A 26,164-nucleotide genomic window follows, 5' to 3' on the forward strand; every position below is an offset into this window, starting at 1 on the left:
CAAGGGCGCGGGCCGCATGGCCGAGGTCGGCGCCCGGTTCGCGCTCGACGGGATGCCGGGCAAGCAGCTCGCCATCGATGCCGACATGGCCGCCGGCGCCATCAGCCACGAGCAGGCGCGCGAGCGACGGCGGATCGAGCAGGAGGAGACGACCTTCTTCGGCTCGCTCGACGGCGCCTCGAAGTTCGTCAAGGGCGACGCGGTGGCGGGGCTGCTGATCACGGTCATCAACCTCGTCGCCGGGCTGGCGATGGGCGTCCTCGTGCACGGGATGCCGGTGGGCGAGGCGTTCCGCACCTATTCGATCCTCGCCGTCGGCGACGGTCTGGTGACGCAGATCCCGGCGGTCATCATCTCGATCGCCGCCGCGATGCTGCTGTCGAAGGGCGGGCTGGTCGGTTCGACCGACCGGGCGCTGGTCTCGCAGCTCGGCGGCTATCCGACGGCGCTCGCCACGGTGGCGCTGCTGATGGGTCTTTTCGCCTTCATCCCCGGCCTGCCGTTCGTGCCGTTCATGATCGGCGCGGCGGCGCTCGGGGGGGCGGCCTGGGTCGCGAAGGGCGAGGAGGTCAAGCGCGTCGCGGCCGCCGCCCAGCCTGCAAAGGACGCCATGGCCGGGCCGGCGGGGCCGAGCGCGAGGAAGTCGCTCGGCGACGTGCTCGACATCGACGAGATCCACATGGAGTTCTCGCCGGGGCTGGTGCCGGTGGTGATGGACGCCGCCACGGGGCTCGACGCGCGCATCGCCAACATGCGCAACCACATCGCCGGCGAGTTCGGGCTGATCCTGCCGGACATCCGGTTGACCGACAACGCGTCGCTGCCGAGCGGAACCTACGCGATCCGCCTGCAAGGCGTGGAGGCGGCGCGGGCGCAGATCGAGACCGACCGGGTGCTGGTGCTCCTGCCCGAGGACGGCGCGAGCGCGCCGGAGGGTCGCGACGTCGCCGAGCCGGTCTATGGCGCGCCGGCCCGCTGGGTGGCGCCCGCGTTGCAGGAGGAGGCGGCGCTCATGGGCCTCGCGGTGGTGACGCCGGTCGAGGTGGTGGCGACGCATCTTCTCGAGGTGGTCAAGGGCAACTTCGGGCGGCTCTTCAACCGGCGCTGCCTGCGGCGGCTGCTCGACGAGTTCGTCTCGCCCTCGGACCCGAAGCGGGCCGAGGCGAACAAGCGCATCTACGAGGAGTTCGTCCCGGACAAGTTCCCGATCGACACGTTGCAGGCGGTGCTGCGGTTGCTGCTCGACGAGCGGGTGTCGATCCGCAACCTGCCGCTGATCTTCGAGGCGATCGCCGAGGTCTATGCGCCGAGCGTCGGGCCGGAGGCGATCTGCGAGCACGTGCGCCACCGGCTGGGGTTCCAGCTCGTCGCCGGGTTGCAGGAGGCCGACGGGGCGCTGCCGCTGATCCAGCTCGGGCCGGCCTGGGAGGAGCTGTTCCAGAAGCACCAGCTGCCGGAGGGCTCGGGCGTGGTCGACGTCGCGCTGCCGCCGGCGGAGTTCAACCGGCTCGCCGCGGCGGTGGCCGAGAAGATCGCCGCGGCCGGGGCGCAGGGGCGGTATCCGGCGGTGCTGACCTCGACCCGGCGACGGCGCTTCGTGCACACGGTGCTGAGCGCCAAGGGCATCCGCAATCCGGTGCTGTCCTTCGAGGAGATCGGCACGCGGTCGCGGCCCGCGGTGCTGGGGCTGGCGTGATCGAGGGGCTCGCCGGTGTGCTCGACCTGACCGAGGCGGGGCTTGCCGTCGTCGTGCTGGTCTTCGTCCGGGTCGGCGCGGTGGCGGCCCTGTTGCCGGGCTTCGGCGAGCAGATGATCCCGGCGCGGGTCAGGCTCGCCGCGGCTATCGCGCTGACCATGGTGGTGGCGCCGATGGTGGCGCCCGAGGCGGCGGCGGTCGATCCGGCGCGGCCGTTCTTCCTGCTGATGCTGATCGAGGCGGGCGCGGGGCTGCTTCTCGGGATCGCGGTGCGGCTTCTGGTGCTCGCGTTGCAACTCGCGGGCTCGATCGCGTCGCAGTCGACGGCGCTGGCGCAGATCTTCGGGGCGGGCGCGACGCCCGATCCGATGCCCGCGGTCGGCAACCTGCTGGCGCTGGCCGGGATCACGCTGGCCGTCGTCGCCGACCTGCACGTGAAGGCGACGCTGGCGATCGCCGGGTCCTATGACGTGCTGCCGATCGGGGCGGCGCTGCCCGCGGCGGACGTGCTCGCCTGGGGCGCGGCGCGGGTCGCCTCGGCCTTCGCGCTCGGCTTCACGCTGGCGGCGCCCTTCGTGATCGCGGCCTTCGCCTACAACCTGGCGCTCGGGGCGATCAACAAGGCGATGCCGCAACTGATGGTGTCGTTCATTGGCGCGCCGGCGATCACCGCGGGGGCGATCCTGCTGCTGCTGCTCGCGAGCCCGCTGATCCTCACCCACTGGCGGGGCGAGCTCGACGCCACGCTGGCCGCGCCGCTGGCGACGCCGCGATGAGCGCAGAGGATTCGGGCGAGAAGTCCCATGACCCGACCCCGGAACGGCTGGCCGAGGCGCGGCGCAGGGGCGACATCCCGCGCTCGGCCGACGCCAACGCCGCGGCGGCCTATCTCGGGCTTCTCGCCGCCGTGCTGGCGCTCGGGGCCTGGAGCGTGCAGGAGGCCGCCGCGGTGCTGATGATCTTTCTCGACCAGCCGGACCGGCTCGTCGGGCTGATCCTCGGCCCCGGGGGCGCGGGCCTGTCGGCGGCCATCGTGAGCGATGTGGCGCGGGCGCTGGCGCCGTTCTTCCTCGCGCCGCTCGCCGCGGTGCTGGTCAGCCTGTTCGCGCAGCGGGCCATCGTCGTCTCGACCTCGAAGCTCGAGCCGAAGCTGTCGAAGCTGTCGCCGCTCGCGAACGCCAAGCAGAAGTTCGGGCCGAGCGGGCTCGTCGAGTTCGGCAAGGCCGTCGTCAAGCTCCTCGCCATCGCCGCCGTCCTCGTCGCCATGCTGCGCGACGACGTCGACGCCATGATCGGCGCGGCGACGGCCGACCCCCGGGTGCTGGGGGCGCTGCTCGCGGCGGAGCTGGTCGACGTGCTGACGGCGGCGAGCCTGATCGCCGTGGCGATCGCCGGCGTCGATCTGGTCTGGCAGCGGTTCGACCACGCACGCAAGCTCAGGATGTCGTTCGACGAGATCAGGGAGGAGGTGAAGCGGTCCGAGGGCGACCCGCACGTGAAGGCGCAGCGGCGGGCGCGGGCCGAGGCGATCGCCACCAACCGGATGATGCTCGACGTGCCGACGGCCGACGTGATCATCGTGAACCCGACGCACTACGCGGTCGCGCTGAAATGGTCGCGGGCCAAGGGCTCGGCCCCGGTCTGCGTCGCCAAGGGCGAGGACGAGGTGGCGCTGCGCATTCGCGAGGTGGCGGCGATCGCGAGGATACCGGTCCATTCCGATCCGCCGACCGCCCGGGCGCTGCACGCGACGGTGAAGGTCGGTCGCGAGATCGCGCCGGAGCATTACCGCGCGGTCGCCGCGGCCATCCGCTTCGCCGATCGGATGCGCAGGGCCGCCGTGGCGCGGGGCGAGGCGTGACGCCGGCCCGGCTCGCCGCGCTGCTGGCGCTGGCCGAGACGCGCGAGGCGCGGGCGCTGGCGGAGCTGGAGGCGGCGGCGACCGAGGACCGCCGGCTGGCGGCGGAACTGGCCGATCTCGCCGCGACCTATGCGCGCGACATGGCCGGGGGCGTGGCGGCAGAGGACCTTGCGAGCATCGGCCGGCGCCTCGTCTGGGCGGAGGCGCGGGCGACTGCGGTCCGGGCGGAGCGCGCGCGCCTCGCCCCGCGGCTGGCCGCCGCCCGGGCCGCGGCCGCCGAGGGCGTCGGCAAGCGCCGGGCGCTGGAGAGCCTCGCCGACGACGCGCGCCGCGCGGCGCGCCGGGCCGCCGAGGCCAGGGAGGAACGCGACGCGCCGCCGCGCAGGGCGTAGGATGGACGCCGTGGTCTGACGGAAAGGGCGAGGGGATGCGGCAGGGGCTGGATGCGTTCGTGGCGGCCCAGGACCGGGTCTGGCCGCAGGTCGAGGCGGAGCTCGCCGCCGGGCGCAAGGTCACGCACTGGATGTGGTTCGTGTTTCCGCAGGTCGCCGGGCTCGGCCGGTCGGAGACGGCGCGGTTCTATGCGCTCGACGGGTTGCGGGAGGCGCGGGCCTATCTCGCGCATCCCGTGCTCGGCCCGCGCCTGCGGCGGGCGGTCGATCTGATGCTCGGCGATGCGGGCGAGGACGCTACCGAGATCCTCGGTGGGATCGACGCGGTGAAGTTCCGGTCCTGCCTGACGCTGTTCGCCGAAGCGGACCCCGGCGACCCGCGCTTCGCGGCGGCGCTGGCCGCCTTCTGCGACGGCCCGGACCCGGCGACGCTGGAGATCCTCGGTCTGATGTAGGACTACTTCCCGTTCGGCCCGCGGCGGGCTCCAGACTGCGTCGGACGCTGGCGGCGGACGAGGAAAGACGGTCCATTGGGCGCGGGTCCATCGGCCGGCGCGCCGCGACAACATGAACGGTTGGAGAAAGACATGTACAAGAATATCCTGATCGCCACCGACGGCTCCGAACTGTCCGGCAAGGGCATGGCGGTGGGGTTCGAGATGGCGCGGGAGGCGGGCGCGAAGGTCGCGGTCCTGACGGTGACGGAGCGGCTCCCGGCGTTTGACGTCGGCAGCCGGCTCGGCTTCTTCCGCGACCCGACGACCACCGAACGCTACGACGCCGACTGCCGGCAGACCGCCGAGGCGATCCTCGCGCGCGCGGCGGAGGCGGCGAGCGCGGCCGGCGTCGCCTGCGAGACGATCCATGTGGCCAACAACGCCCCGGCCCGGGCGATCCTCGACACGGCGCGGACCCGCGGCAGCGACCTCATCATCGTGACCTCGCACGGCCGCGACGGGTTCGAGGGCATCCTGCTCGGCAGTCAGGCCCTGCGGGTGGTGGAAGCTGCGGAGATTGCGGTTCTCGTGGTGCGCTGAGCCGCGAGGCGGCCGGCGCCGGCCGCGCGCCCCGACGCCTCGGCCGGAGGCGCAGACGAAAACGGGGGGCTTTCGCCCCCCGTTCCCGAAGTCAGGCCTGGTTGGCCGGGATCACATCATCCCGTCCATGCCGCCCATGCCGCCCATGCCGCCCGGCATGCCGCCGGCCGCGCCCTTGGGCTCCGGCTTCTCGGCGATCATGGCCTCGGTGGTGATGAGCAGGCCGGCGACCGACGCGGCGTCCTGCAGCGCGGTGCGAACGACCTTGGCCGGGTCGATCACGCCGAACTTGAAGAGATCGCCGTACTCCTCGGTCTGGGCGTTGAAGCCGAAGCTCGCGTCCGTCGACTCGATGATCTTGCCGACCACGACCGAGCCGTCGACGCCGGCGTTCTCGGCGATCTGGCGCAGCGGCGACTGAAGCGCCTTGCGCACGATCGCGACGCCCGCGGTCTGGTCCGGGTTCTCGCCGGTCACGCCGTCGAGCTTCTTCGCGGCCCGGACGAGCGCCACGCCGCCGCCGGCGACCACGCCCTCCTGCACCGCGGCGCGGGTGGCGTTCAGCGCGTCGTCGACGCGGTCCTTGCGCTCCTTCACCTCGACCTCGGAGGCGCCGCCGACGCGGATCACCGCGACGCCGCCCGCGAGCTTCGCCAGACGCTCCTGGAGCTTCTCCTTGTCGTAGTCCGAGGTGGTCTCCTCGATCTGCGCCTTGATCTGGCCGATGCGGGCCTCGATCTCGGCCTTCTCGCCGGCGCCGTCGACGATCGTGGTCTCGTCCTTGGTGATCGAGACCTTGCGGGCCTTGCCCAGCATGTCGAGGCCGACGTTCTCGAGCTTCATGCCGAGATCCTCGGAGATCACCTGGCCGCCGGTCAGGATCGCGATGTCCTGGAGCATGGCCTTGCGGCGGTCGCCGAAGCCCGGCGCCTTGACGGCCGCGACCTTCAGGCCGCCGCGCAGCTTGTTGACCACGAGGGTCGCGAGCGCCTCGCCGTCGACGTCCTCGGCGATGATCAGGAGCGGCTTCTGGCTCTGGATCACGGATTCGAGCAGCGGAACCATCGGCTGAAGCGAGGAGAGCTTCTTCTCGTGCAGCAGGATGACGGCGTCCTCGAGCTCGGCCACCATCTTGTCGGCGTTGGTGATGAAGTAGGGGCTGAGGTAGCCGCGGTCGAACTGCATGCCCTCGACGACCTCGGTCTCGGTCTCGAAGCCCTTGTTCTCCTCGACGGTGATCACGCCCTCGTTGCCGACCTTCTGCATCGCGTCGGCGATCTGGCGGCCGATCTCGGTCTCGCCGTTGGCGGAGATGGTGCCGACCTGGGCGACTTCCTCGGAACCCGAGACGGTCTTGGCCTGGGCCTTGATGTCCTCGACGACGATCGCGACGGCCTTCTCGATGCCGCGCTTCAGATCCATCGGGTTCATGCCGGCGGCGACGGACTTCATGCCCTCGCGGACGATCGCCTGGGCGAGGACGGTGGCGGTGGTGGTGCCGTCGCCCGCCTCGTCATTGGTGCGCTGGGCCACTTCGCGGACCATCTGCGCGCCCATGTTCTCGAACTTGTCCTCGAGCTCGATCTCCTTGGCGACGGTGACGCCGTCCTTGGTGATCCGCGGCGCCCCGAAGGACTTGTCGATGACGACGTTGCGGCCCTTCGGGCCCAGCGTCACCTTCACGGCGTCGGCGAGAATGTCGACGCCCTTGAGCATCCGGTTGCGGGCGTCGGTGTTGAACTTGACCTGCTTGGCAGCCATCGGCTGTAGCTCCTGGAATTACGTGTGGGAGAAGGGGCTCAGGCGGCCTTGGCCTTGGCCGAGGCGGTGGTGATGATCCCGAGGATGTCGCTTTCCTTCATGATCAGGTAGTCCTCGCCGTCGAGCTTGACCTCGGTCCCGGACCACTTGCCGAAAAGGATGCGATCGCCGGCCTTCACCGACATCGGGATCAGCTCGCCCGAATCCTTGCGGGCGCCTTCGCCGACCGCGACGACCTCGCCCTCGGACGGCTTCTCCTTCGCCGTGTCCGGGATGATCAGGCCGCCCTTGGTCTTCTCCTCGCCTTCGATGCGACGGACCAGCACGCGATCATGCAGCGGGGTGAAATTCATGGAGTTCCCTCCTGGGGTTTAGCTTTTCCAACCTGTCGGCGGCAAAGTGCGCCGTTAGCACTCGCCGCCGATGAGTGCCAACGTGCGCGCTAGGTATTGAGCGCACCCCTGTCTGTCAAGGGATCCGCTTGCTCCCGAAGGGGATCAGTCGGTCGCGATCTGGCCGAGCGACAGGCCGGCGACCTTGCCGGCGGCGGCGCTGTAGATCGCCGTCTGGGCGGCCGCGCCGCCGTTCGGGGTCGCGATGCTGACGGAATAGTGAACGTGACCGCGCGGTCCCGGGGTCGCGTCGCCGAGGGCGCCGCGCAGGTCCGCGAGGCGGGCGCCGGGGCCGGGGATCCCGGCGTCGATGCCGTCGAGGGCCGGCGGCGCGGGCATGCAGGTTCCCGCGCCGCGATCGTCCTGCGGTTCGACGGCGATGCGGGTGAGCGGCTGCGCCTCCGCGTCGCCGTCGGAGACGAACCAGAAGATCGACGGCCGGCCGGCGGCCGTGCCGGCGAAGCAGAGCCAGGCTGCCGGCGCGCCCTCCGGCCCGCCCTCGTCGGGCTTGCCGCCGAAGGCGCGGGCGACGTCGGCGAGCGTGCTTTCGCCGAGCGTCCAGCTCGCGCCGCCGGCCGCGATCGCAGCGAAGAGCGGCTCGCCCGCCGGCGCCGCGGCCGGGGCCAGCGCCGGGATCGCGTCGGCGGGCGTGAGCCGCGCCGGCGCGGGCGCCGGTTTGGCGGGTGTCGCAGCAGCTTGCGGCGTCGCGGTTGTTTCCGGCGTTGCCGCCGTATGCGGCGTCGCGGTTTGCGCCAGTGCGAGGTCCGCGGTCAACGCCAGCGTGGCAGCTGCGATCACGACCCTGATCATCGTTCGCCTCCCGATAGAAGTCGAACGGCTGCGTCGCACATCCGGGCGCGACGGACCAGCCGGTTTCTCGCCCGGCGGCGTCGATTGACATCCACGGCGGACCGGCACACATAGCCCGGCGACCCGGGTCCGCCCGCGGCGGAGGAGCGCGCCATGGCCGTCGTCGTCGTTGAATCGCCCGCCAAGGCGAAGACAATCAACAAGTATCTCGGAACCGACTATACGGTGCTCGCGTCCTACGGGCATGTGCGCGACCTGCCGGCGAAGGACGGCTCGGTCGATCCCGACCATGACTTCGAGATGCAGTGGGAGATCGCGCCGGAGAGCCAGAAGCACGTCCGGGCCATCGCCGAGGCGCTGAAGGACGACGACAAGCTGATCCTCGCCACCGACCCGGACCGCGAGGGCGAGGCGATCTCCTGGCACTTGCTGGAGGCGCTGACGCGGCGCAAGGCGCTGAAGAAGGGCACCGCCGTCGAGCGGGTGGTGTTCAACGCCATCACCAGGGCGGCCGTCACCAAGGCGATGGAGTCCCCGAGGGCCATCGACCAGCCGCTGGTCGACGCCTACCTCGCCCGGCGGGCGCTCGACTATCTCGTCGGCTTCCGTCTCTCGCCGGTCCTGTGGCGCAAGCTGCCGGGGGCCAAGTCCGCCGGCCGGGTGCAGTCGGTCTCGCTCAGGCTGATCGTCGAGCGCGAGATGGAGATCGAGGCGTTCCGGGCGCGCGAGTACTGGACGGTCTCGGCCGTGCTGGTCACGCCCCGGGGGCAGGAATACCTCGGCCGGCTGGTGTCGCTCGCCGGGCGCAAGCTCGACAAGTTCGACCTCGACAGCGCCGCCGCGGCCGAGATGGCCGTCGCCGCGGTGCAGTCGCGCGAGCTGACGGTGTCGGCGGTCGAGGCCAAGCCCGCGAGCCGCAATCCCTCGGCGCCGTTCATGACCTCGACCCTGCAACAGGAGGCGAGCCGCAAGTTCGGCTTCGGCGCGCGCCAGACCATGAACGCGGCGCAGCGCCTCTACGAGGCCGGGCACATCACCTACATGCGCACCGACGGCATCGACATGGCCCCCGAGGCGGTCATGGCGGCGCGCGACGTCATCAAGGCGCGGTTCGGGGCCGAGTACGTGCCGTCTAGCCCGCGGATGTACAAGAACAAGGCCAAGAACGCCCAGGAGGCGCACGAGTGCATCCGGCCGACCGACATGGCGGCGGATCCGGCGAAGATGGGCGCGCTCGAGCCCGACCAGCGCAGGCTCTACGAACTGATCTGGAAACGCTCGATCGCCAGCCAGATGGAGGCGGCGCGGTTCGAGCGGACGACGGTCGACGTCGAGAGCGCCGACCGCCAGGTGGGGCTGCGCGCGACGGGCCAGGTCGTGACCTTCGACGGGTTCCTCAAGGTGTATTTCGAGGGTCGCGACGACGTCGAGATCGACGGCGAGGACGAGGACGACCGCCGCCTGCCGCAGATCATGCAGGGCGAGCGCGCGGAGAAGCGGAGCGTCACGCCGGAGCAGCACTTCACCCAGCCGCCGCCGCGCTATACCGAGGCGACGCTGGTCAAGCGCATGGAGGAACTCGGCATCGGTCGGCCTTCGACCTACGCCTCGATCGTCTCGACGATCCAGGAGCGCGCCTACGTGCGCAAGGAGGGCAACCGGCTCTTTCCCGAGGACAAGGGACGGCTGGTGACGGCGTTCCTCGTCAACTATTTCCGACGCTACCTCGACTACGACTTCACCGCCGATCTCGAGGAGGATCTCGACCGGGTCACCACCGGGGACGAGAACTGGAAGGTGTTGCTCGGGCGGTTCTGGAAGGACTTCTCCGCGGCGCTGGGCGAGACCGAGGGCCTGCGCATCACCGAGGTGCTGGAGAAGATCAACGAGGTTCTGGAGCCGCACCTCTTCCCGGTCACGGCGGAGGATCCCGAACCGCGGCGCTGCAAGGTCTGCGGCTCGGGGCGGCTGTCGCTCCGGACGTCGCGCAGCGGCTCCGCGTTCATCGGCTGCTCGAACTATCCCGAATGCCGCTACACCCGCCCGCTCGCCGGCGAGACCGACGCCGAGACAGCGGCGCTCGACGGCAAGGTGCTCGGCGAGGGCGTGATCGGCGGCGCGCTGATCGAGGACGGCGCCGCGCCGCAGCCGGTCACGCTGCGCAAGGGGCCCTATGGCTACTACGTCCAGCTCGGAGAGGCGACCGAGGACGGCAAGCCGCGGCGCGCCTCGCTGCCGAAGGGCGTCGATCCGGCGGCGCTCGGCCTCGAGCGCGCGCTCGAACTCCTGTCGCTGCCGCGGCTGATCGGGGCGCATCCCGAGGACGGCGAGCCGATCGAGGCGGGGATCGGCCGCTTCGGGCCGTTCGTGAAGCACGGCAAGGTCTACGCCAACCTGAAGGACCCCGAGGAGGTGTTCACGATCGGCATGAACCGGGCGGTCGAGTTGCTCGCCCAGCGCGCCGCCCGCGGCCCCGGCCGCGCCCGGGGCGCCGCGGTCGCGCCGCTCCGGGTGCTCGGCCAGCATCCCGACGGGGGCGACGTGGCGCTCTATGCCGGGCGCTACGGTCCTTACGTGAAGTGGGAGAAGGTCAACGCCACCCTGCCGAAGGAAACCGCCCCCGAGGCGGCGACGCTCGAGCAGGCGCTCGAGCTCATCGCCGCGAAGGCGCCAGCCAAGGGCAAGGCGAAAGCCAAGGCAAAGCCCGCCGGAAAGGGGACCAGGTCGAAAGGCAAATCCGCCGGTGCAAAGGCGAAGCCGGCCAGGGGCGCCGCGCCGAAGGCTGCGGCCGAGTAGCGCCGACCCGAAGGCGGCCGGCGCCGGGGCGCACGACGAGGCTGCACGGTCCGGCGCTACTCCTCCGTCGTGGCCTTGGGAGCGGATTCGCGGTGACCTTTCACCGCTTCGCAAGGGCTCAGGCGGGGCGGATGTTCGGATTGCGCCGGAAGAGGTTCTCGGGATCGTAGCGCCGCTTGGCTTCCGCGAGGCGCAGGAGGTTCGGACCGAAGGTCTCGCGCAGGCGCTCGGAGGCCTCGTCGTCCATCATGAAGTTCGGATAGGCCCCGCCCGGATTGAACGGGTGGACCGCCTCCCAGTAGGCGTGCGCCCAGGCCTTGAGTTCGGGCGCCTTCGCCGGGTCGGGGTCTATTCCGGCGATCACCATCGACCAGGTGGCGTCGCGACAGGCCCAGGCGGTGGCGTCGCGCGCCTTGCGCCGCACCGCGCCGTCGATCGGGTAGAGGTGCATCACCGAGAGTTCGCTCGGCGCGCGGGCGATCTCCGCGAGATGCGCCTCGATCGCGGCGTCGGGGAGGTCGCGGACGAAGTCGGCGCGCCAGTACCATTGCAGCCCGCTCGGGAGCACGGGATCGAACATGCTCTGGATCGCGGGATAGGGCATCTCGCCCCGCCAGTCGAACCACGGCTCCGGCAGGCCCTCGAAGAGGCCGGCCATCGCCCTGCGCCCCTCCGCCTCGGGGCCGTCGAAGCAAGTCATCAGGAGGCACATCCGCTGGCCCCACCGCTCGCGGGGGAAGGGGTCGATCGAGGGCACGGACTTCAACCCGAGGAAGACGCAAAGATCCTCAGGCGCGCGCGGCAGCCAGCCTCGATAGCGCCTCATGATCTTGCGCGCCTCGGCGAGGCCGTAGGCGACGGGACCGCCGAAGACTCGGGTTGCGGGATGCCCGCGGAACAGGAAGCTCGTGGCCACGCCGAAATTGCCGCCGCCGCCGCGCAGCGCCCAGAAGAGCTCCGGATGGCTGTCGGCGTTTGCCGTGACGAAGCGCCCGTCGGCGAGCACGACATCGACCTCGACGAGGCTGTCGATCGTCAGCCCGTGCTTTCGCGACAGGTAGCCATGGCCGCCGCCGAGGGTGAGCCCGCCCACGCCGGTCGTAGAGAAGATGCCCGAGGGCACGGCGAGGCCGAAAGCGTGCGCCGCATGGTCGACATCGCCCCAGGTGCAACCGGCGGCGGCGCGAATCGTGCGCGCCGCCGGATCGACCCGGACGTCACGCATCCTGCCCAGGTCGATCACCAGCCCGCCCTCGACGCTGCCAAAACCGGCGCCGTTGTGGCCGCCGCCGCGGATCGCGATCGCGATCTCGTGTTCGCGTCCGAAGTTCACCGCCGCGATCACGTCGGCGACGTCTGCGCAGCGCGCGATGATCCGCGGGTTGAGGTCGATCATGCCGTTGTAGAGCGCCCGCGCCGCGTCGTAACCGGCGTCGTCCGCAGTCAGCACGTCGCCCCGGAGCGCCGTCCCGAGGGACGCCGCGAGATCCTGATCGAGCATCGGATTGCCTCCGTCTAATGTCCGAGAACCGTGCGACCAAGGCTACGCCTCCGCCGCCCGCGGGGCGATTGCCGGGCCGCCCGAATAGCGGCTCGTCCGTCCGGCATTCCTGTCCGTTCGTCCGGAGTCCTTGCCCGTTCGTCCGGAGGGGAGGATAGTCGCGCCATGGACGTGTTGTCGGACCTGCTCAGCGCCGTCCGGCTTACCGGGGCGGTCTATTTCGACATCCGCGCCCGTGCCCCCTGGGTCGCCGAGAGCCCCGCGGCCGAGCTGGTCGGCGGCCGGGTGATGCCGGCCTTCGACCAGGTGATCTTCTTCCATATCGTGCTCGAGGGTCATTGCTGGGCCGCGCTGACCGACGATCCGACCGGCCGCGTCCGGCTTGGGCCCGGCGAGGCCGTGGTGGTGCCGAGCGGGGAGCGGCACGTGATGGCGAGCGACCCGGGGATGCGCGCCGAGCCGGCGATGGGCCTCTACCGCCGGCCGCCGGACCGGGCGCTGCCCTACGTCTTCAACGACTTCGGAGGGGCGGGCGAGCCGACGCGCTACGCCTGCGGCTTCCTCGGCTACGATCGGCCGTTCAACCCGGTGCTCACGACGCTGCCGCGGCTGATGCACGTGACGGCCGACGACCCCGGAGCGGAACTCATCGTCGACGCCGCCCGGGCCGCGCTGCGCGAGAGCGAGCGGCCGCGCCCGGGGATGGAGAGCTTCCTCGGCAGGCTGGGAGAGCTCGTGTTCATCGAGGCGATACGCCAGCACATTGCGGCCCTGCCAGCAGACGCTACGGGTTGGTTCGCCGGCCTGCGCGACCGCCATGTCGGTCGGGCGCTGGCGCTGATGCACGAGGATCCGGCGGCGCGCTGGACGATCGATCTCCTCGCCGAGAAGGTCGGCCTGTCGCGCTCGACCTTCGCCGAACGGTTCTCCACCCTGATCGGAGCGCCGCCGATGCAGTACCTCGCGAACTGGCGGCTGCAGCTCGCCGCGAACAGGATCGAGTCGCAGGGCCTCAGCATCGCCCAGGCCGCGGCCGCGGTAGGCTACGATTCCGAGGCGGCCTTCGCCCGCGCCTTCAAGAAGCGGGTCGGAGTCCCGCCCGGCTCATGGCGGCGCTCCCGTCGCGCGGCGCTTCGGTCGACGGAATGGAGCGGGTAGCGGGAATCGAACCCGCGCCAAGAGCTTGGAAGGCTCGTGTGATACCATTTCACCATACCCGCGCTTCGCCGTGGCTATGCCAAACGCGCCGGGGCCGTCAAGCGCGTCGGTCGTATCGACAGCGGCGGGCCTGTCGTTCGTGCCGACAGCGTGGTAGGCCCGGCAGGATTCGAACCTGCAACCAAAGCGTTATGAGCGCTCTGCTCTGACCGTTGAGCTACGGGCCCGCGCGCCCCGAGCTAGCCTTCGGCCCGTTTCGGGTCAAGCACAGGCCTGCGAAGGCCATGATTCGCACACGCTGCGGGCGCTGGTGTTCCAGCTAACTCAACCCCCGGTGGCGTTTTCTCTCGACATTTGCCGCGCTGGAGTCTACTGTTCCAAGGGTCCCTGTGGACCTGCGCATCAGCCGCCCCGGGAGGGGTCTCGACATTTCGACCGCGTGCTCCACGGACCAGCCGGACATCGACCCCCGCGATGCGGGCCGCGGCGCGCTGCGCCTCTCCCATCGGCTCGTCGCACTTCATGCCTGCGGCGTCGTGCTCCTGATCGGCGTGGTGCTGTCGACGACGCTCTGGATCTCGGCCGAGCACAACAAGCTCGCCGAGGCCGCGTCCGTGCGCATGGTGGAGCGGAGCGTGGCCGAACTGCGCACCCGGGCCTTCACGCTGGTCAAGGACTACTCGATCTGGGACGAGGCCTATGACGCCGTGATCTCGGGCGACCGGGAATGGCTCTACAGCAACATCGGCACCGCCGCCGCCGAGATCGGCTCCGTCGACATGCTGGTCGTGGCCGGCCCCGACGGCTCGAACCAGTATGGCTGGGTCAGCGACTCGACGTCGTGGGGCGAGACGGACTTGCTGCCGCCCGAGATCCTCGGCGCGCTCGTCGGGCTCCTGAAAAGCCAGCCGGACATCTCGAGCACGGCCGCGCGCACGTTGATGGAGCGGCTCGACGGCGAGCCGTGGATCTTCGCGGTGTCGCGAATCCGCCCCGTCGACCAGGTCATCGACCTAAAGAATGCGCCGATCCAGATCCACGGCGTTCGCCTTTCGCAGGAACGGCTGGCGCAGATCGGGTCCAGCCTGCTGATCAACGACCTCGCGCTGGAGCAGGAGCCGGGGCCGGGACAGGCCGCCGTCCCGCTCTACGATCCCGACGGCAAGCTGCTCGGTCAGATCGTCTGGGCTGCCCCGAAACCGGGCGCGAGCATACTGCGCAGCGTCGCGGCGCCGCTGGCGCTTGCCTTTCACATCGTGGTGGCGATCAGCGTCGTCAGCTCCTGGCTTGCCGTCGGATGGGCGCGCCGGCTCGAGGGCGCGCTCAAGGATGCGACCGCAGCCGACCGGAGCAAGAGCGAGTTTCTCTCCAACGTCAGTCACGAGATCCGCACGCCGATGAACGGAATCCTCGGGGCGGCGCAGCTGCTGCGGATGACGGACCTCGACGAGGAGCAGCGCGAACTCGTCGACGTGCTGTTCTCCTCGGCGCAGACGCAGCTTTCCCTGATCACGGACCTGCTCGAGCTTTCGCAGATCGAGGGCGGCGCCCGCCAGCTCGTGATCAACGCCTTCCGTCCCGCCGCGACGCTGCGCGACGTCGGCGAGATGATGCGCCTCGCCGCGGAGCGCAAGGGCATCGGCTTCGAGGTGGACGCCCGCCCGCTTGCCGGCCTCGTGCTCGAGGGCGACGAACGGGCGTTGCGGCAGATCGCGACGAACCTGCTTGGCAATGCCGTCAAGTTCACCAGCCGTGGCCGCGTCAGGCTGGAGGCGCAGGCGCGCCAGGCCGAGGACGGGCGGGTGCGGGTCGAGATCCGCGTGACCGACACCGGGCCGGGGATTCCCCCCGAGGCGCAATCGCGGATCTTCGAGCGGTTCTATCGCGTCGACAATTCGCTGTCGCGCACGACGGAGGGCACCGGCCTCGGCCTCGCCATCAGCCGGCGGCTGGCCCGGATGATGGACGGCGACATCACGGTGTCCAGCGCCCAGGGAATCGGTTCGAGCTTCGTGTTCGCCGCGGAATACCCCCTCGCCAGCGAGACAAGCGAGACAGGAGAGAGCCGCGATGCTGCATGATTCGGTCCTCGCCTCGCACGTCGGATCGATCCTCATCGTCGAGGACAACCAGACGAACGCGCTCATCCTGCGCTCGATGCTCGGCAAGAACGGCTATTCCAGCCTGGTGGCCTCCGACGGTCGGGAAGGGGTGGAGATGATGCGCACGCACCGGCCGCGGCTGGTGCTGATGGATCTTCAGATGCCGCGGCTGGACGGTTTTTCCGCCGCCTCGGAGATTCTCGCGGGCGGGGACGCGCCGCCGATCGTGGCAGTGACGGCGAGCGTGGCCGAAAGGGTGCGCGAGGCCTGCCTCGCCGCGGGCTTCGCCGACGTCATCTCGAAGCCGATCATGATCGAGGAGCTGCTGGAGACGGTGCGGCGGCTCATGCCACTGCCCGACGCCTGAACGCTGGCGGCGCTGCCCGATCGGTCCGGGATTGCCGAAGGAATGGACACCGGCTCCGCTTGAGCGGTTCGGTCGGTGTGACGCGGAGCTCTCGGACGTTTCGCGCCCGCCTGCTGCCCGTGCCTGCGCAGCCGCATCGAAGCACGGCTACGTCTCCGATTCAGGAAACGGTGTGATTTGCGGTCCCGCGCGGGCGTCGCCCGCAAGGCGCGAAGGCCGGAGCGGGTCCCCGCTCCGGCAGGGGCCGATCAGGCGGCGGCGGAGGTGGATGACGGCGCGGTGAGGCTCTGGAGGAAGCTCAGGTGGTGCGGGCAGTGCCGCTGGTAGAGCGGATTGAGCCAGTGGTCCGGGGCGAGCCCGCCGTCGGCCCAGAAACCATAGTCCTCGCGCAGTTCCTCGCCGACCTCGATGTCGCGCAGAGCGATCGTATGATCCTCCTGGAGGCTCGGCCAGTAGGCGAGCCCCACGTTGGCGACGCAGCCCTCGCCGTGGTTCATGTACTGCATGCCGTCCTCGTACCAGAGGAACTTGCCCGAAGGCTTGTGCAGGTAGCCGCCATGCAGCGCGAAGGCCAGCGTGCGGGCGGAAAGCGCCGTCATGGTCTTCTGGTCGCAAGCGTGCATGCTTGCATCGTAGCGCCAGATAACGTTTCCGGCCTTGATCGGCCGACGCGCAAAGATGCCCGTGCCGTGAACGGGGCTGGTACGAAACTCAACATCAGCAAGCCAGGTCAACTCAACCTCCGGATGGAAGGGTTTCAGTCTGTCGGGTCCGGACGCTGTACGCGACCGCGAGTGGATTTTGTGACAAGCGTTTGCGCGCGAGTCAACCATGGCGTGTAAACCAGTATCAAATATTCGCCATAAGCGGTCCCTTTGCATCGCATTTCGGGCGAGTTTCAATCCGCGCTTGTCTGCGCTAAACGGGCGCGGCGCGAGCGGAGGCGGCGGCATGACGGACGAGCGGAACGGTCTGAGCTACGCGGATGCGGGCGTCGACATAGAGGCGGGAGACGCGCTCGTCTCGGCGATAGGACCGGCGGTGGCGCGGACGATGCGGCCCGGGGTCGTCTCGGGGCTCGGCGGCTTCGGGGCGCTGTTCGATCCGGCCGCGGCAGGCTACGCCGACCCGATCCTGGTCGCCGCCACCGACGGAGTCGGAACGAAGCTCAAGCTCGCGATCGACACCGGCCGCTATGCTACCGTGGGCATCGACCTCGTGGCGATGTGCGTCAACGACCTGGTGTGCCAGGGTGCCGAACCCTTGTTCTTCCTGGACTATTTCGCCACCGGCAAGCTCGATGTCGACGCCGCCGCCGAGATCGTGGCGGGGATCGCCGAGGGTTGCGTCATGGCGGGCGCGGCGCTGATCGGAGGCGAGACCGCCGAGATGCCGGGCCTCTACGCCCGTGGCGACTTCGACCTCGCCGGCTTCGCGGTCGGGGCCATGGAGCGCGGCGGCGGGCTGCCCGCCGACGTCGTGGAAGGTGACGTCCTCATCGGCGTGCCGTCGTCCGGCGTGCACTCGAACGGCTTCAGTCTGGTGCGCCGGATCGTCGCCGATGCCGGCCTCGGGTGGGACGACCCCGCCCCGTTCGGTGACGGTTCCCTCGGCGAGGCGCTGCTTGAGCCCACCCGCATCTACGTCCGTCCCGCGCTCGAGGCGCTCCGGGCCGGGGGCGTCCATGCCTACGCGCACATCACCGGCGGCGGGCTCACCGGAAACCTGCCCCGCGTCCTGCCCGACGGCCTCGGGGCGGAAATCGACCTTTCCGCCTGGAACCGCCCGGCAGTGTTCGAATGGCTTCAGCGCACGGGGCGCGTCGCCGACGACGAGATGCTGCGCGCCTTCAACTGCGGCATCGGCCTCGTCGCCGTTGTCGCGGCGGGTCGCGCCGATGCGATCATGCAGATTCTCGGCGCGGAGGGCATGCCGGCGCGACGGATCGGCGCGGTCGTCCCGGGCGCCGGCGTCGCCTATGCCGGGCGGCCGTGAGCCGGGCCCGTGTCGCCATCCTGATCTCGGGCGGCGGCTCCAACATGCTGGCGCTCGCCCGAGACATGGCGGACCCGGCGCATCCGGCCGCCCCCTGTCTCGTGGCGTCGAACCGGCCCGAGGCTGCCGGCCTCGCCCACGCCGCCGCCCTCGGCATCCCCGTGGCCGCGCTCGACCACCGCGCCCATCCTGGCCGCGAGGCGTTCGAGACGGCGCTTCAGGCCCGACTGGAGGCGGCAGGCGCCGAGATCCTCGCGCTCGCAGGCTTCATGCGCGTGCTCACCCCGGGCTTCGTCGCGCGCTGGCAGGGGCGGATGCTCAACATCCACCCCTCGCTCCTGCCGCTCTTTCCCGGCCTCGACACCCATGCCCGCGCGCTCGCCGCCGGCATGGCGGTCCACGGCTGCACGGTCCACGAGGTGATCCCCGAGGTCGACGCCGGCCCTATCCTCGGCCAGGCGGTCGTGCCGATCCTGCCCGGAGACACCCCCGAGACGCTCGCCGCCCGCGTCCTGCCCATGGAGCACCGGCTCTATCCGGCGGTGCTGCGCCGGTTTGCGGCCGGCGATTGCTCGCCGGTCGCGCTCTTTCCTTGATCGGCCGCGTCCATCCGGGCGTCGAGGACGACCGCCCCCACGCGCTCGCGCTGGCGGTCGGCGGAACCGACGCCGGCGGACCGCAGCCGCACGGTCACGGCGCCTGCGTTCGCGATCCCGACGGCAACGAGCCCTTCGTGGCATGCCATTCGCCGGAGGCCGGATGAGCCCCCCGCCCTCGGCCCTGCGCAATCTCGGACCGGCCGCGGACAAGGCCTTCGCCCGGGCCGGCATCCGCACTGCGGAGGACCTGATCGCGCTGGGAGCCGACGAGGCCTATGCCCGCGTGCTGGCGGCCACCGGATCCCGCCCGCATTTCGCGTTCTTCTGGGCGATCGCCTTCGCCATCCAGGACCGGCCCTGGACGTCGCTCGGTCCCGAGGAGAAGGCGACGATGCGCGTCCGCTTCGACGCGGTCCGCGCCCGGGCGGCGCGCCCGGAACACCCGGAGCCGGACGCGCGCGCGAGGCTGGAGGCGGCGCTCGACCGGCTCGGCGTCGGTCAGCCGACGATCTCGAGGCCCGAGAAGAAGTAGGCGATCTCCACCGCTGCCGTGTCCGGCCCATCCGAGCCGTGCACCGAGTTCTCGCCGATCGACAGCGCAAACTCCTTGCGGATGGTGCCGTCGGCCGCCTCGGCCGGGTTGGTCGCGCCCATCACCTCGCGGTTCCGCGCGATGGCGTCCTCGCCCTCGAGCACCTGCGCGACGATCGGGGCGGACGAGATGAACTCGGTCAGCTCGCCGAAGAAGGGCCGCTCCTTGTGGACGGCGTAGAACGCCTGCGCCTGCGCCAGCGAGAGGTGGATGCGCTTCTGCGCGACGATGCGCAGCCCGGCCGCCTCCAGCTTCGCGTTGATCGCGCCGGTCAGGTTCCGCCGCGTCGCGTCGGGCTTGATGATCGAGAACGTGCGCTGGACGGCCATGCCATGTAACTCCCTGGACCGGGCGCGGCCCATGCCCGCCCTCGCAGCCGAGCCCGTTAGCACGGGCGCCGCGGGCAGGAAACCCCGTCAGGGACAGACATCGGCGATCACCGGCCGGAAGGCGGCGCAATGCGCGGGATCCGCCCACCAGACGTCCGTCGCGCCGAAGTATCCCTCCGCCAGCATCCAGCCGCCGGCGCTGCGCCGGAGCAGCGCCTGTCCGCCCGTCCAGTCGGCGTCCGGCAGGAAGTAGCCCGAGGCCCAGCCCGGCGTGCGGTACACGTCGATCGGTCCGCCGCCGGGACGCTGCGCCGTCACCGAGGCAAAGGCGAGGTCGCCCGAGACGCGCAACCGCTCCACCACGAACTCGACCGGCGGGCCGAAGAGAGACGCGGCGAGCGGGCGGATCGCGTCCATCAGCGCCCGCCGCTCGGGAGTTCCCCGCGCCGGCTCGCGCCATCCCTGCGCGCCGGCCGCCCCGGCGAGCAGGAGCAGGAGTCCCAGAACCGCTCCGAACCGCATCGCATCCTCCTCGATCCCACGGGCGCCCCGACCGCGCGCCAGCTCTCGCGTCAGCCTCGCCCATGTCGGCAGGTGCGGCAATCGTCCCGAGCCCGTCAGCCGGAAGAACGCCCGGCCTGCGGCGTCGTTGACAGCGCCCGGCGCGCTTGCGATGTGCCGCGAATGCTCGCGCTCAAGAATCTCAGCTTCTCCATCGAGGGGCGGAAGCTCCTCGACGACGCCTCGGCGCTGATCCCGACCGGCCACAAGGTCGGGTTCGTCGGCCGCAACGGCACCGGCAAGACCACGCTCTTCCGGCTGATCCGCGGCGAGCTGCCGCTCGACGGCGGCGAGATCGAGGTTCCGCGCCGCGCCCGGATCGGCGGCGTCGCCCAAGAGGCGCCGGCGACGCGCGACAGCCTGATCGACACCGTGCTCGAAGCCGACACGGAGCGCGCCGCCCTCCTCGCCGAGGCGGAGGAGGCGACCGACGGCGCCCGCATCGCCGAGATCCAGACCCGGCTCGTCGATATCGACGCGCATTCCGCCGAGGCCAGGGCCGCCTCGATCCTCGACGGCCTCGGCTTCGACACGGCCGCCCAGGCCCGCGCCTGCGCCGACTTCTCCGGCGGCTGGCGGATGCGCGTCGCGCTCGCGGCCGTGCTGTTCTCGCGGCCGGACGTGCTCCTCCTCGACGAACCGACCAACTATCTCGACCTCGAGGGCGCGATCTGGCTCGAGACCTTCCTCGCCCGCTACCCGCACACCGTGCTGGTCATCAGCCACGACCGCGACCTGCTCAACCGCTCGGTCGGGGCGATCCTGCACCTCCACCAGCGCAAGCTCGCGCTCTACACGGGCGGCTACGACACCTTCGACGACACCCGCCGCGCCCGTCTGGAGCAGCAGGCGGCGGAGAAGAAGAAGCAGGACGTCGCCCGCGCGCACATGCAGTCCTTCGTCGACCGCTTCCGCGCCAAGGCCTCGAAGGCGCGCCAGGCGCAGAGCCGGCTCAAGGCGCTGGAGCGGATGAAGCCGATCGCGGCGGTGGTCGAGGACAGCGTCGCCGCCTTCGACTTCCCCTCGCCCGAGGAGCTGTCGCCGCCGATCATCCGGCTCGAGGACGTCACCGTCGGCTATGACGGCCGCCCGGTGCTGCGCGGGCTGGATCTCAGGATCGACCAGGACGACCGCATCGCGCTCCTCGGCCAGAACGGCGAGGGCAAGTCGACGCTGTCGAAGCTGCTCGCCGACCGGCTGAAGCCGATCGCAGGGCGCAAGATCGCCTCGTCGAAGCTGCGCGTCGGCTACTTCGCCCAGCACCAGGTCGACGAGCTCGATCTCGACGAGACCCCGATCCAGCACGTCCAGCGCCTCCGCCCCGAGGAGGCGCCGGCGAAGATCCGCGCCCGCCTCGCCGCGGGCGGCATCGGCGCGGACATCGCCGGCAACGAGGTCGGCCGCCTCTCCGGCGGGCAGAAGGCGCGGCTGTCGCTCCTGATCGCCACCATCGACGCGCCGCATCTCGTCATCCTCGACGAGCCGACCAACCACCTCGACATCGAGAGCCGCGAGGCGCTGGTCGAGGCGCTGACCGCCTACGAGGGCGCGGTGATCCTCGTCAGCCACGACGCCCATCTGGTCGAGCTGGTCGCCGACCGGCTCTGGCTGGTGAAGGGCGGCACGGTCCGGCCGTTCGAGGACGACATGGAGGCCTATCGCCGGCTGCTGCTCTCCGAGCGCGGCGGCGCGCCGGCGCGCCCGCGCGAGCAGAGCCCGCCCGCCCGGCCACGGCCGAGCGCGCGCGACGCGATCGGTCCGCTCCGGGCCGAGGTCGCCCGCTGCGAGGCGCGGGTCGGCAAGCTCGAGGAGATGCGCGCCGCCATCGACGGCCGCCTCGCCAACCCGCTGCTCTACAAGCGGGGCGACACGGACGAGCTCGAGCAGCTCAACCGCAAGCGCGCGGAGGTAGAGGGCGGCCTCGCCCGCGCCGAGGCGTTGTGGATCGCCGCGCTGGAGCGTCTGGAGGCGGCCGAAGGCCGCTTCGCATGAGCTTCCGCGATGCGCTCCTCGCCTTCCTCTCGCTCGCGGCGATCGTGAACCCGATCGCGCTCGCGCCCGCCTTCGCCGCCCTGACCGCGGGACGGCCGCCCGCGGAGACGCGCCGGATCGCCACGCGCGCCGTGCTTCTCGGGTTCGCGCTCATCGCCGCGGGCGGGCAATTCGGCCACGCCGCCCTGAAGGGGCTCGGGGCGGATGCGCCGCTCGTTCACCTTGTCGTCGGCGGGGCGCTGGTCGCCATGGGTACGGCCATGCTCTTCGGCCCCGGCGAGGCGGTCGGGGCCGCGCCGCGTCCGCGCCGCGACCCGAGCGTGGTTCCCCTCGCCGTGCCGCTCGTCGCCGGGCCGGGCGCGATCGGCGCAATGGTGATGCTCGTCTCCCGTCACGCCGGCCAGACCGCGGCCGTCGTCCAGCTCTACGGCATTCTCGCCGTCGTGGGCGCGCTCACCTGGGCGAGCTTCCGCGGGGCGGACGCGATCGCCCGCCGCCTCGGGCCGCGGGGGATGCGCCTCGTCGTCCGCGGGCTCGGGCTCGTGCTGATCGTCGTCGCGGCGCGTTTCCTCTATGAAGGACTGGCCGCCTACGGTCTCCTCGGACGGAGGGCTTCATGAGCCTCGATTTCGGCGTCACCGCCTTCGTCACGCTTTTCGTCATCATCGACCCGATCGGCCTCGCGCCACTGTTCCTCGCGCTGACCCACGGCGCGACCACCCGGCAGCGGCGCGCCATCGGCGTGCGGGCGCTCGCCATCGGGTTCTTCCTGCTTGCGCTCTTCGGCCTCGGCGGCGAGCGGCTTCTCGACGCGGTCGGCATCGACATGGCGGCGTTCCGCATCGCCGGAGGCCTGCTCCTGTTCCTGACCGCGGTCGACATGCTGTTCGAGCGTCGCCAGCCGCGCCGCGAGAACACCGCGCACCAGGCCGACGCGCTGCCCGACCCGACGGTGTTCCCGCTCGCGACGCCGCTGATCGCCGGGCCCGGCGCGCTCGCCACCATGGTTCTGCTGATCGGCCAGCACCCGGGCGACTACGCCGCGCAGGCCGTCGTCTACGCCGCCATGACCGCGGTCCTCGGCATCTGCTACGTGCTGTTCCTTGCCGGCGGGCTGATCGAGCGGGTTCTCGGCCCCACCGGGATCAACGTCGTCACGCGGCTGTTCGGGATGCTGCTCGCCGCGCTCTCGGTGCAGTTCGTCGTCGAGGGACTGCGCGCCTTCGGCTTCGGGAGCGGCGGCTGATGCCGGACAACCCCGACGACCTCGCCCGGCTCTTCTACCTCGCGCTCCTGCTCGCCGGTCTGCTCGCGTTCTTCGTGGTCGGCTCGCGCCAGCGCCTCGGCCGCACGTTGCAGCATCTGCTGGTGTGGGTCCTGATCTTCGCAATGGCGGTCATCGCCTACGGCTTTCGCGACACGCTGCGGGGCGGGCTTCTCCCGTCGAGCGCGGTCACCTTGCCGGACGGCGCCGTCGAGCTGCGCCGGGGCGCCGATGGCCACTTCCATGCGACGCTGGAGCTCGACGGGGCGCCGGTGCGGTTCATCGTCGACACCGGGGCGTCCGACATGGTCCTGTCGCGGGCGGACGCGGAGCGGGCGGGGGTCGACGTCGCGGCGCTCGCCTATACCGGCCGCGCGATGACGGCGAACGGGCCGGTCGCCACGGCCCGGGCCCGCATCTCGCGGGTGACGCTGGGTGATTTCGTCGTCACCGGCGTGCCGGCGAGCGTCACCGCCGGGGCGCTCGATACCTCGCTGCTCGGCATGGCCTTCCTCGACCGCTTTGCCCGGATCGAGATCGAGGGGGACCGGATGATCCTTCGGCACTGATTCCGAACTCTCGGACCCTTGCCCGGGCGCCGTAGCCGCATGTGGGTGCGGCTGTCCTTCAGGGAATCCGGCTTGCCGCCTTTTCAGGATTCGACAGGGTTTCGGCGCTGTCCGGCGCTCATACCGGCGGGCTCATGAAACGACTCGCTGGTCACTTTTATCGTGTGTATTCAGGTAGTTACCCTATCTATCACGCGTGTTAGCCCGTATAGCGCCGGGTGGCCTGGCAGATTCGCCGGTATCAGGCCACCCGGTCGCCGCCCACCCAGACGCCGCGCAGGAGGGGCAGGTCGTCGGGCGCTGCGCCGAGGCGGACGCGGATCAGGTCGGCCTTGAGGCCGGCGGCGAGGCGGCCGCGATCGGAGAGGCCGGCCGCCGCAGCGGGAGCGGAGGTCACGGCGGCGAAGCCGCGGGCGAGATCGCCGGTCAGCCGGCCGAGCGCCACGGCCCCGAGGAGCAGGCTCGCGGGGGCGTAGTCGGAGGAGAGGATGTCGACGTCGCCGGACGCGGCAAGGTCGGCGGCGGCGACGTTGCCGGAATGCGAGCCGCCCCGGAGCAGGTTCGGCGCCCCCGCCATCACCGCGATGCCGGCGCGCCGCGAGGCGCGGGCCGCCGCCAAGGTGGTGGGAAACTCGGCGATGCGGGCGCCGTGGCGGGTCGAGACCTCGACCTGCGCCTCGGTGGTGTCGTCGTGGCTGGCGAGCGCCGCCCCGAGCCGGCGGGCCGCGGCGACCGCCGCCGCCTCGTGCCGGACGCCGTTGCGCGCCTGAAGGTCGCGCATCCGCGCGAGGTGGGCCTGGAAGGCGTCCTCGTCCATGCCGAGCCGCCCGGAACTGTAGGCGCGCAGCGCGCTGAGGTCGGTGAACTGGCGCTGGCCGGGCGTATGATCCATCAGGCTCAGGACGCCGACCCGGTCCTCGGGGCCGAACTCGTCGAGCTCCTCGACGAGGGTCTCGGAGCAGATCTCCGCGCGCAGGTGCAACCGGTGGCGCAGCCGGAGCGCGCCGGCCTCGACGAGCGCGAGGATGCCGAGCGCGACCGGGCGGGCGTAGCGGACGTAGCCGGACTTGCCGCCGGCGACCAGCGATCCGACGCGCAGCGCGTCGAAGACGGTGGTCACGCCGCAGCCGGCGAGTTCGGCGTCATGGGCGAGGATCGCGGGCTCGGTCGGCCAGCGCACGCCGGGGCGGGGCTGGAGGTGCCGTTCGAGGTTGTCGGTGTGAAGCTCGACGAGGCCGGGGGCGAGAAGATCGCCGCCGAGGTCGATGTGCCCGGACCCGACGCCGGTCTCGCCCGGCTCGACCGCGACGATCAGCCCGTCGCGCACGACGAGACGGCCCGTAACGACAATGTCGTCGAGGACGAGGCGGGCGTTGGCGAGGATGGTCTCGCCAGGTTGCGCGTGCGGGTCGGGGCGTGGCATGGGCGGCGCGTCGGTCGGGAGGGCGGACATGGGCGAGTGGCGACGTTTCGCGGTCTACTACGCGCCCCGGGCGGAAAGCGCGATAGCCCGTTTCGGGACCGCCTGGCTCGGGTGGGACGCCGAGCGCGGCGCGGAGATCGAAGATCCCGAGATCCCGGGCCTGCCGGCGCCTCGGTCGGAACTGATCGCGATGCCCGCCCGCTACGGCTTTCATGCCACGCTGAAGGCCCCGTTCCGCCTTGCCCCCGGCGCGACGCCGGACGCGCTCGACGCCGCGCTGGCGGAACTGGCGGCCGGGCTCGCGCCGTTCCTCGTTCCGGTGCAGATGGCCGACCTCGGCGGAGCGGCGGCGATCGTCGCGCGCGGGCCGGTCCCGGAGGTCGACCGGCTCGCCGGGCTGTGCGTGCGCCGACTCGACCCCTTTCGCGCGCCGCTGACGCCGGCGGAGATGGCGCGGCGCGACCCGGCCCGGCTGACGGAGCGGCAGCGGCGGTCGCTCGCCGCGTGGGGCTATCCTTACGTGCTCGACGACTTCCGCTTTCACCTGTCGCTCACCGGGCCGCTGCCGGCGGGGGTCGGTGCGGCCGTGGTCGCGGCGCTGGCGGCTGCGGCGGCGCCGGCGCTCGCGGCGCCGATGCCGGTCGAGGACCTGTGCCTGTTCGGCGAGGCGGCCTCCGATCGCCGGTTCCGGCTCCTCGCCCGCCATCCGCTGCGGGGGTAGTCGGCCGTCAGGGCAGCAGGCTCCGGGCGCGGAGGGCTTCGGCGAGGGCGGACGCCTCGGTGAAGTGGATCGCGTCCATGCCGACGGCGCGGGCTCCGGCGACGTTCGCCTCGGAATCGTCGATGAAGACGCAGGCGGCCGGGTCGAGCCCGTTGCGGTCGAGGAACAGGCGGTAGATCGCGGGATTGGGTTTGGTGACCCGCTCGTGCGCGGAAACGACCACGTCGCGGAAGCGGCGGAGAAAGC

At 71.4% G+C, this 26,164-nt stretch carries 28 protein-coding genes and 2 tRNA genes; 19 read left to right on the forward strand and 11 right to left on the reverse strand.

Annotation, left to right across the window (positions count from 1 at the left end; translation table 11 throughout):
- The 6 genes from KBA23_RS07975 to KBA23_RS08000 all read left to right on the forward strand — a co-directional run.
- A partial coding sequence (locus KBA23_RS07975; protein ID WP_290739080.1) for an FHIPEP family type III secretion protein occupies positions 1 to 1,696 on the forward strand: 1,696 nt, incomplete at its 5' end.
- Positions 1,693 to 2,472, forward strand: coding sequence for a flagellar biosynthetic protein FliR (locus KBA23_RS07980; protein ID WP_290739083.1), 780 nt, complete (start codon positions 1,693 to 1,695; stop codon positions 2,470 to 2,472). The genes KBA23_RS07975 and KBA23_RS07980, both read left to right, overlap by 4 nt.
- Positions 2,469 to 3,557, forward strand: coding sequence for a flagellar biosynthesis protein FlhB (locus KBA23_RS07985; RefSeq protein WP_290739086.1), 1,089 nt, complete (start codon positions 2,469 to 2,471; stop codon positions 3,555 to 3,557). The genes KBA23_RS07980 and KBA23_RS07985 overlap by 4 nt, the downstream gene beginning before the upstream one ends.
- Positions 3,554 to 3,949 (forward strand): hypothetical protein, encoded by a 396-nt coding sequence (locus KBA23_RS07990; protein ID WP_290739089.1) that lies wholly within the window; start codon positions 3,554 to 3,556, stop codon positions 3,947 to 3,949. The genes KBA23_RS07985 and KBA23_RS07990 overlap by 4 nt, the downstream gene beginning before the upstream one ends.
- A 35-nt stretch (positions 3,950 to 3,984) precedes the next feature.
- Positions 3,985 to 4,404: a DUF1810 domain-containing protein gene (locus KBA23_RS07995; RefSeq protein WP_290739092.1), complete on the forward strand. Its 420-nt coding sequence runs from the start codon at positions 3,985 to 3,987 to the stop codon at positions 4,402 to 4,404.
- Positions 4,405 to 4,536: 132 nt separating this feature from the next.
- Positions 4,537 to 4,986: a universal stress protein gene (locus tag KBA23_RS08000; RefSeq protein WP_290739094.1), complete on the forward strand. Its 450-nt coding sequence runs from the start codon at positions 4,537 to 4,539 to the stop codon at positions 4,984 to 4,986.
- Positions 4,987 to 5,097: 111 nt separating this feature from the next.
- On the opposite strand, the gene groL is transcribed toward KBA23_RS08000, so the two are convergent.
- From groL to KBA23_RS08015, 3 genes are all read right to left on the reverse strand, one after another.
- Positions 5,098 to 6,747: a chaperonin GroEL gene (groL, locus tag KBA23_RS08005; RefSeq protein WP_290739097.1), complete on the reverse strand. Its 1,650-nt coding sequence runs from the start codon at positions 6,745 to 6,747 to the stop codon at positions 5,098 to 5,100.
- Between the two features lie 38 nt (positions 6,748 to 6,785).
- On the reverse strand, positions 6,786 to 7,100 hold the full coding sequence (gene groES, locus KBA23_RS08010) for a co-chaperone GroES (RefSeq protein WP_290739100.1): 315 nt from the start codon (positions 7,098 to 7,100) through the stop codon (positions 6,786 to 6,788).
- Positions 7,101 to 7,244: 144 nt separating this feature from the next.
- The gene (locus tag KBA23_RS08015; RefSeq protein WP_290739103.1) at positions 7,245 to 7,949 is read right to left on the reverse strand and encodes a hypothetical protein; all 705 of its coding nucleotides are present in this window, start codon (positions 7,947 to 7,949) and stop codon (positions 7,245 to 7,247) included.
- Positions 7,950 to 8,102: 153 nt separating this feature from the next.
- Between KBA23_RS08015 and topA the strand changes: the two genes are divergently transcribed.
- Positions 8,103 to 10,745 (forward strand): type I DNA topoisomerase, encoded by a 2,643-nt coding sequence (gene topA, locus KBA23_RS08020; protein ID WP_290739106.1) that lies wholly within the window; start codon positions 8,103 to 8,105, stop codon positions 10,743 to 10,745.
- A gap of 118 nt (positions 10,746 to 10,863) precedes the next feature.
- On the opposite strand, the gene KBA23_RS08025 is transcribed toward topA, so the two are convergent.
- On the reverse strand, positions 10,864 to 12,246 hold the full coding sequence (locus KBA23_RS08025) for an FAD-binding oxidoreductase (RefSeq protein WP_290739109.1): 1,383 nt from the start codon (positions 12,244 to 12,246) through the stop codon (positions 10,864 to 10,866).
- A gap of 165 nt (positions 12,247 to 12,411) precedes the next feature.
- Here KBA23_RS08025 and KBA23_RS08030 point away from each other — a divergent pair, with 165 nt between their 5' ends.
- On the forward strand, positions 12,412 to 13,404 hold the full coding sequence (locus KBA23_RS08030; protein ID WP_290739112.1) for an AraC family transcriptional regulator: 993 nt from the start codon (positions 12,412 to 12,414) through the stop codon (positions 13,402 to 13,404).
- Here KBA23_RS08030 and KBA23_RS08035 read toward each other — a convergent pair.
- Both KBA23_RS08035 and KBA23_RS08040 read right to left on the reverse strand, forming a co-directional pair.
- Positions 13,393 to 13,466 (reverse strand) — tRNA-Gly (locus KBA23_RS08035). The genes KBA23_RS08030 and KBA23_RS08035 overlap by 12 nt on opposite strands.
- 89 nt (positions 13,467 to 13,555) lie before the next feature.
- Positions 13,556 to 13,631: transfer RNA gene (locus tag KBA23_RS08040), tRNA-Ile, on the reverse strand.
- Between the two features lie 162 nt (positions 13,632 to 13,793).
- Between KBA23_RS08040 and KBA23_RS08045 the strand changes: the two genes are divergently transcribed.
- Both KBA23_RS08045 and KBA23_RS08050 read left to right on the forward strand, forming a co-directional pair.
- Positions 13,794 to 15,485: an ATP-binding protein gene (locus KBA23_RS08045; protein ID WP_290739115.1), complete on the forward strand. Its 1,692-nt coding sequence runs from the start codon at positions 13,794 to 13,796 to the stop codon at positions 15,483 to 15,485.
- Entirely contained in the window at positions 15,475 to 15,873 is a 399-nt protein-coding gene (locus KBA23_RS08050) for a response regulator (protein WP_290739119.1), read from the forward strand. Before KBA23_RS08045 ends, KBA23_RS08050 begins: the two co-directional genes overlap by 11 nt.
- 248 nt (positions 15,874 to 16,121) lie before the next feature.
- Here KBA23_RS08050 and KBA23_RS16845 read toward each other — a convergent pair whose 3' ends face one another.
- Complete coding sequence (locus tag KBA23_RS16845) at positions 16,122 to 16,826, reverse strand: SET domain-containing protein (protein WP_366935303.1); 705 nt, start codon at positions 16,824 to 16,826, stop codon at positions 16,122 to 16,124.
- Between KBA23_RS16845 and purM the strand changes: the two genes are divergently transcribed.
- Genes purM through KBA23_RS08075 form a run of 4 tightly spaced genes read left to right on the forward strand, consistent with a single transcriptional unit; the run spans position 16,825 to position 18,999 of the window.
- Complete coding sequence (gene purM / locus KBA23_RS08060) at positions 16,825 to 17,868, forward strand: phosphoribosylformylglycinamidine cyclo-ligase (protein WP_290739127.1); 1,044 nt, start codon at positions 16,825 to 16,827, stop codon at positions 17,866 to 17,868. The genes KBA23_RS16845 and purM overlap by 2 nt on opposite strands.
- Positions 17,865 to 18,464 carry a phosphoribosylglycinamide formyltransferase gene (gene purN, locus KBA23_RS08065; protein ID WP_290739130.1) on the forward strand — a complete coding sequence of 200 codons (600 nt, stop codon included), beginning with the start codon at positions 17,865 to 17,867 and terminating at the stop codon, positions 18,462 to 18,464. Before purM ends, purN begins: the two co-directional genes overlap by 4 nt.
- On the forward strand, positions 18,461 to 18,631 hold the full coding sequence (locus tag KBA23_RS08070) for a hypothetical protein (protein ID WP_290739133.1): 171 nt from the start codon (positions 18,461 to 18,463) through the stop codon (positions 18,629 to 18,631). Before purN ends, KBA23_RS08070 begins: the two co-directional genes overlap by 4 nt.
- Positions 18,628 to 18,999, forward strand: coding sequence for a TfoX/Sxy family DNA transformation protein (locus tag KBA23_RS08075; protein ID WP_290739136.1), 372 nt, complete (start codon positions 18,628 to 18,630; stop codon positions 18,997 to 18,999). Before KBA23_RS08070 ends, KBA23_RS08075 begins: the two co-directional genes overlap by 4 nt.
- On the opposite strand, the gene ndk is transcribed toward KBA23_RS08075, so the two are convergent.
- Both ndk and KBA23_RS08085 read right to left on the reverse strand, forming a co-directional pair.
- On the reverse strand, positions 18,966 to 19,388 hold the full coding sequence (gene ndk, locus KBA23_RS08080; protein WP_290739139.1) for a nucleoside-diphosphate kinase: 423 nt from the start codon (positions 19,386 to 19,388) through the stop codon (positions 18,966 to 18,968). The genes KBA23_RS08075 and ndk overlap by 34 nt on opposite strands.
- Positions 19,389 to 19,475: 87 nt before the next feature.
- Positions 19,476 to 19,910 carry a hypothetical protein gene (locus tag KBA23_RS08085; RefSeq protein WP_290739142.1) on the reverse strand — a complete coding sequence of 145 codons (435 nt, stop codon included), beginning with the start codon at positions 19,908 to 19,910 and terminating at the stop codon, positions 19,476 to 19,478.
- A gap of 162 nt (positions 19,911 to 20,072) precedes the next feature.
- Here KBA23_RS08085 and KBA23_RS08090 point away from each other — a divergent pair, with 162 nt between their 5' ends.
- From KBA23_RS08090 to KBA23_RS08105, 4 genes are read left to right on the forward strand one after another with little or no spacing between them, the layout of a single operon-like run.
- Positions 20,073 to 21,941, forward strand: coding sequence for an ABC-F family ATP-binding cassette domain-containing protein (locus tag KBA23_RS08090; protein WP_290739145.1), 1,869 nt, complete (start codon positions 20,073 to 20,075; stop codon positions 21,939 to 21,941).
- The gene (locus KBA23_RS08095) at positions 21,938 to 22,561 is read left to right on the forward strand and encodes a MarC family protein (RefSeq protein ID WP_290739148.1); all 624 of its coding nucleotides are present in this window, start codon (positions 21,938 to 21,940) and stop codon (positions 22,559 to 22,561) included. The genes KBA23_RS08090 and KBA23_RS08095 overlap by 4 nt, the downstream gene beginning before the upstream one ends.
- On the forward strand, positions 22,558 to 23,187 hold the full coding sequence (locus KBA23_RS08100) for a MarC family protein (RefSeq protein WP_290739151.1): 630 nt from the start codon (positions 22,558 to 22,560) through the stop codon (positions 23,185 to 23,187). Before KBA23_RS08095 ends, KBA23_RS08100 begins: the two co-directional genes overlap by 4 nt.
- Positions 23,187 to 23,774 carry a TIGR02281 family clan AA aspartic protease gene (locus KBA23_RS08105; RefSeq protein ID WP_290739154.1) on the forward strand — a complete coding sequence of 196 codons (588 nt, stop codon included), beginning with the start codon at positions 23,187 to 23,189 and terminating at the stop codon, positions 23,772 to 23,774. Before KBA23_RS08100 ends, KBA23_RS08105 begins: the two co-directional genes overlap by 1 nt.
- A 241-nt stretch (positions 23,775 to 24,015) precedes the next feature.
- On the opposite strand, the gene KBA23_RS08110 is transcribed toward KBA23_RS08105, so the two are convergent.
- Positions 24,016 to 25,197, reverse strand: coding sequence for an alpha-D-ribose 1-methylphosphonate 5-triphosphate diphosphatase (locus KBA23_RS08110; RefSeq protein ID WP_290739157.1), 1,182 nt, complete (start codon positions 25,195 to 25,197; stop codon positions 24,016 to 24,018).
- Between the two features lie 28 nt (positions 25,198 to 25,225).
- Between KBA23_RS08110 and KBA23_RS08115 the strand changes: the two genes are divergently transcribed.
- Positions 25,226 to 25,918: a DUF1045 domain-containing protein gene (locus KBA23_RS08115; RefSeq protein ID WP_290739158.1), complete on the forward strand. Its 693-nt coding sequence runs from the start codon at positions 25,226 to 25,228 to the stop codon at positions 25,916 to 25,918.
- A 7-nt stretch (positions 25,919 to 25,925) separates the two neighbouring features.
- On the opposite strand, the gene KBA23_RS08120 is transcribed toward KBA23_RS08115, so the two are convergent.
- Positions 25,926 to 26,164, reverse strand: a 239-nt coding sequence (locus KBA23_RS08120; protein WP_290739160.1) for an HAD-IA family hydrolase, incomplete at its 5' end; no start/stop codon positions are given.

The organism is Amaricoccus sp., from assembly GCF_017995835.1.
In the GTDB taxonomy this organism is placed as follows: Bacteria; Pseudomonadota; Alphaproteobacteria; order Rhodobacterales; family Rhodobacteraceae; genus Amaricoccus.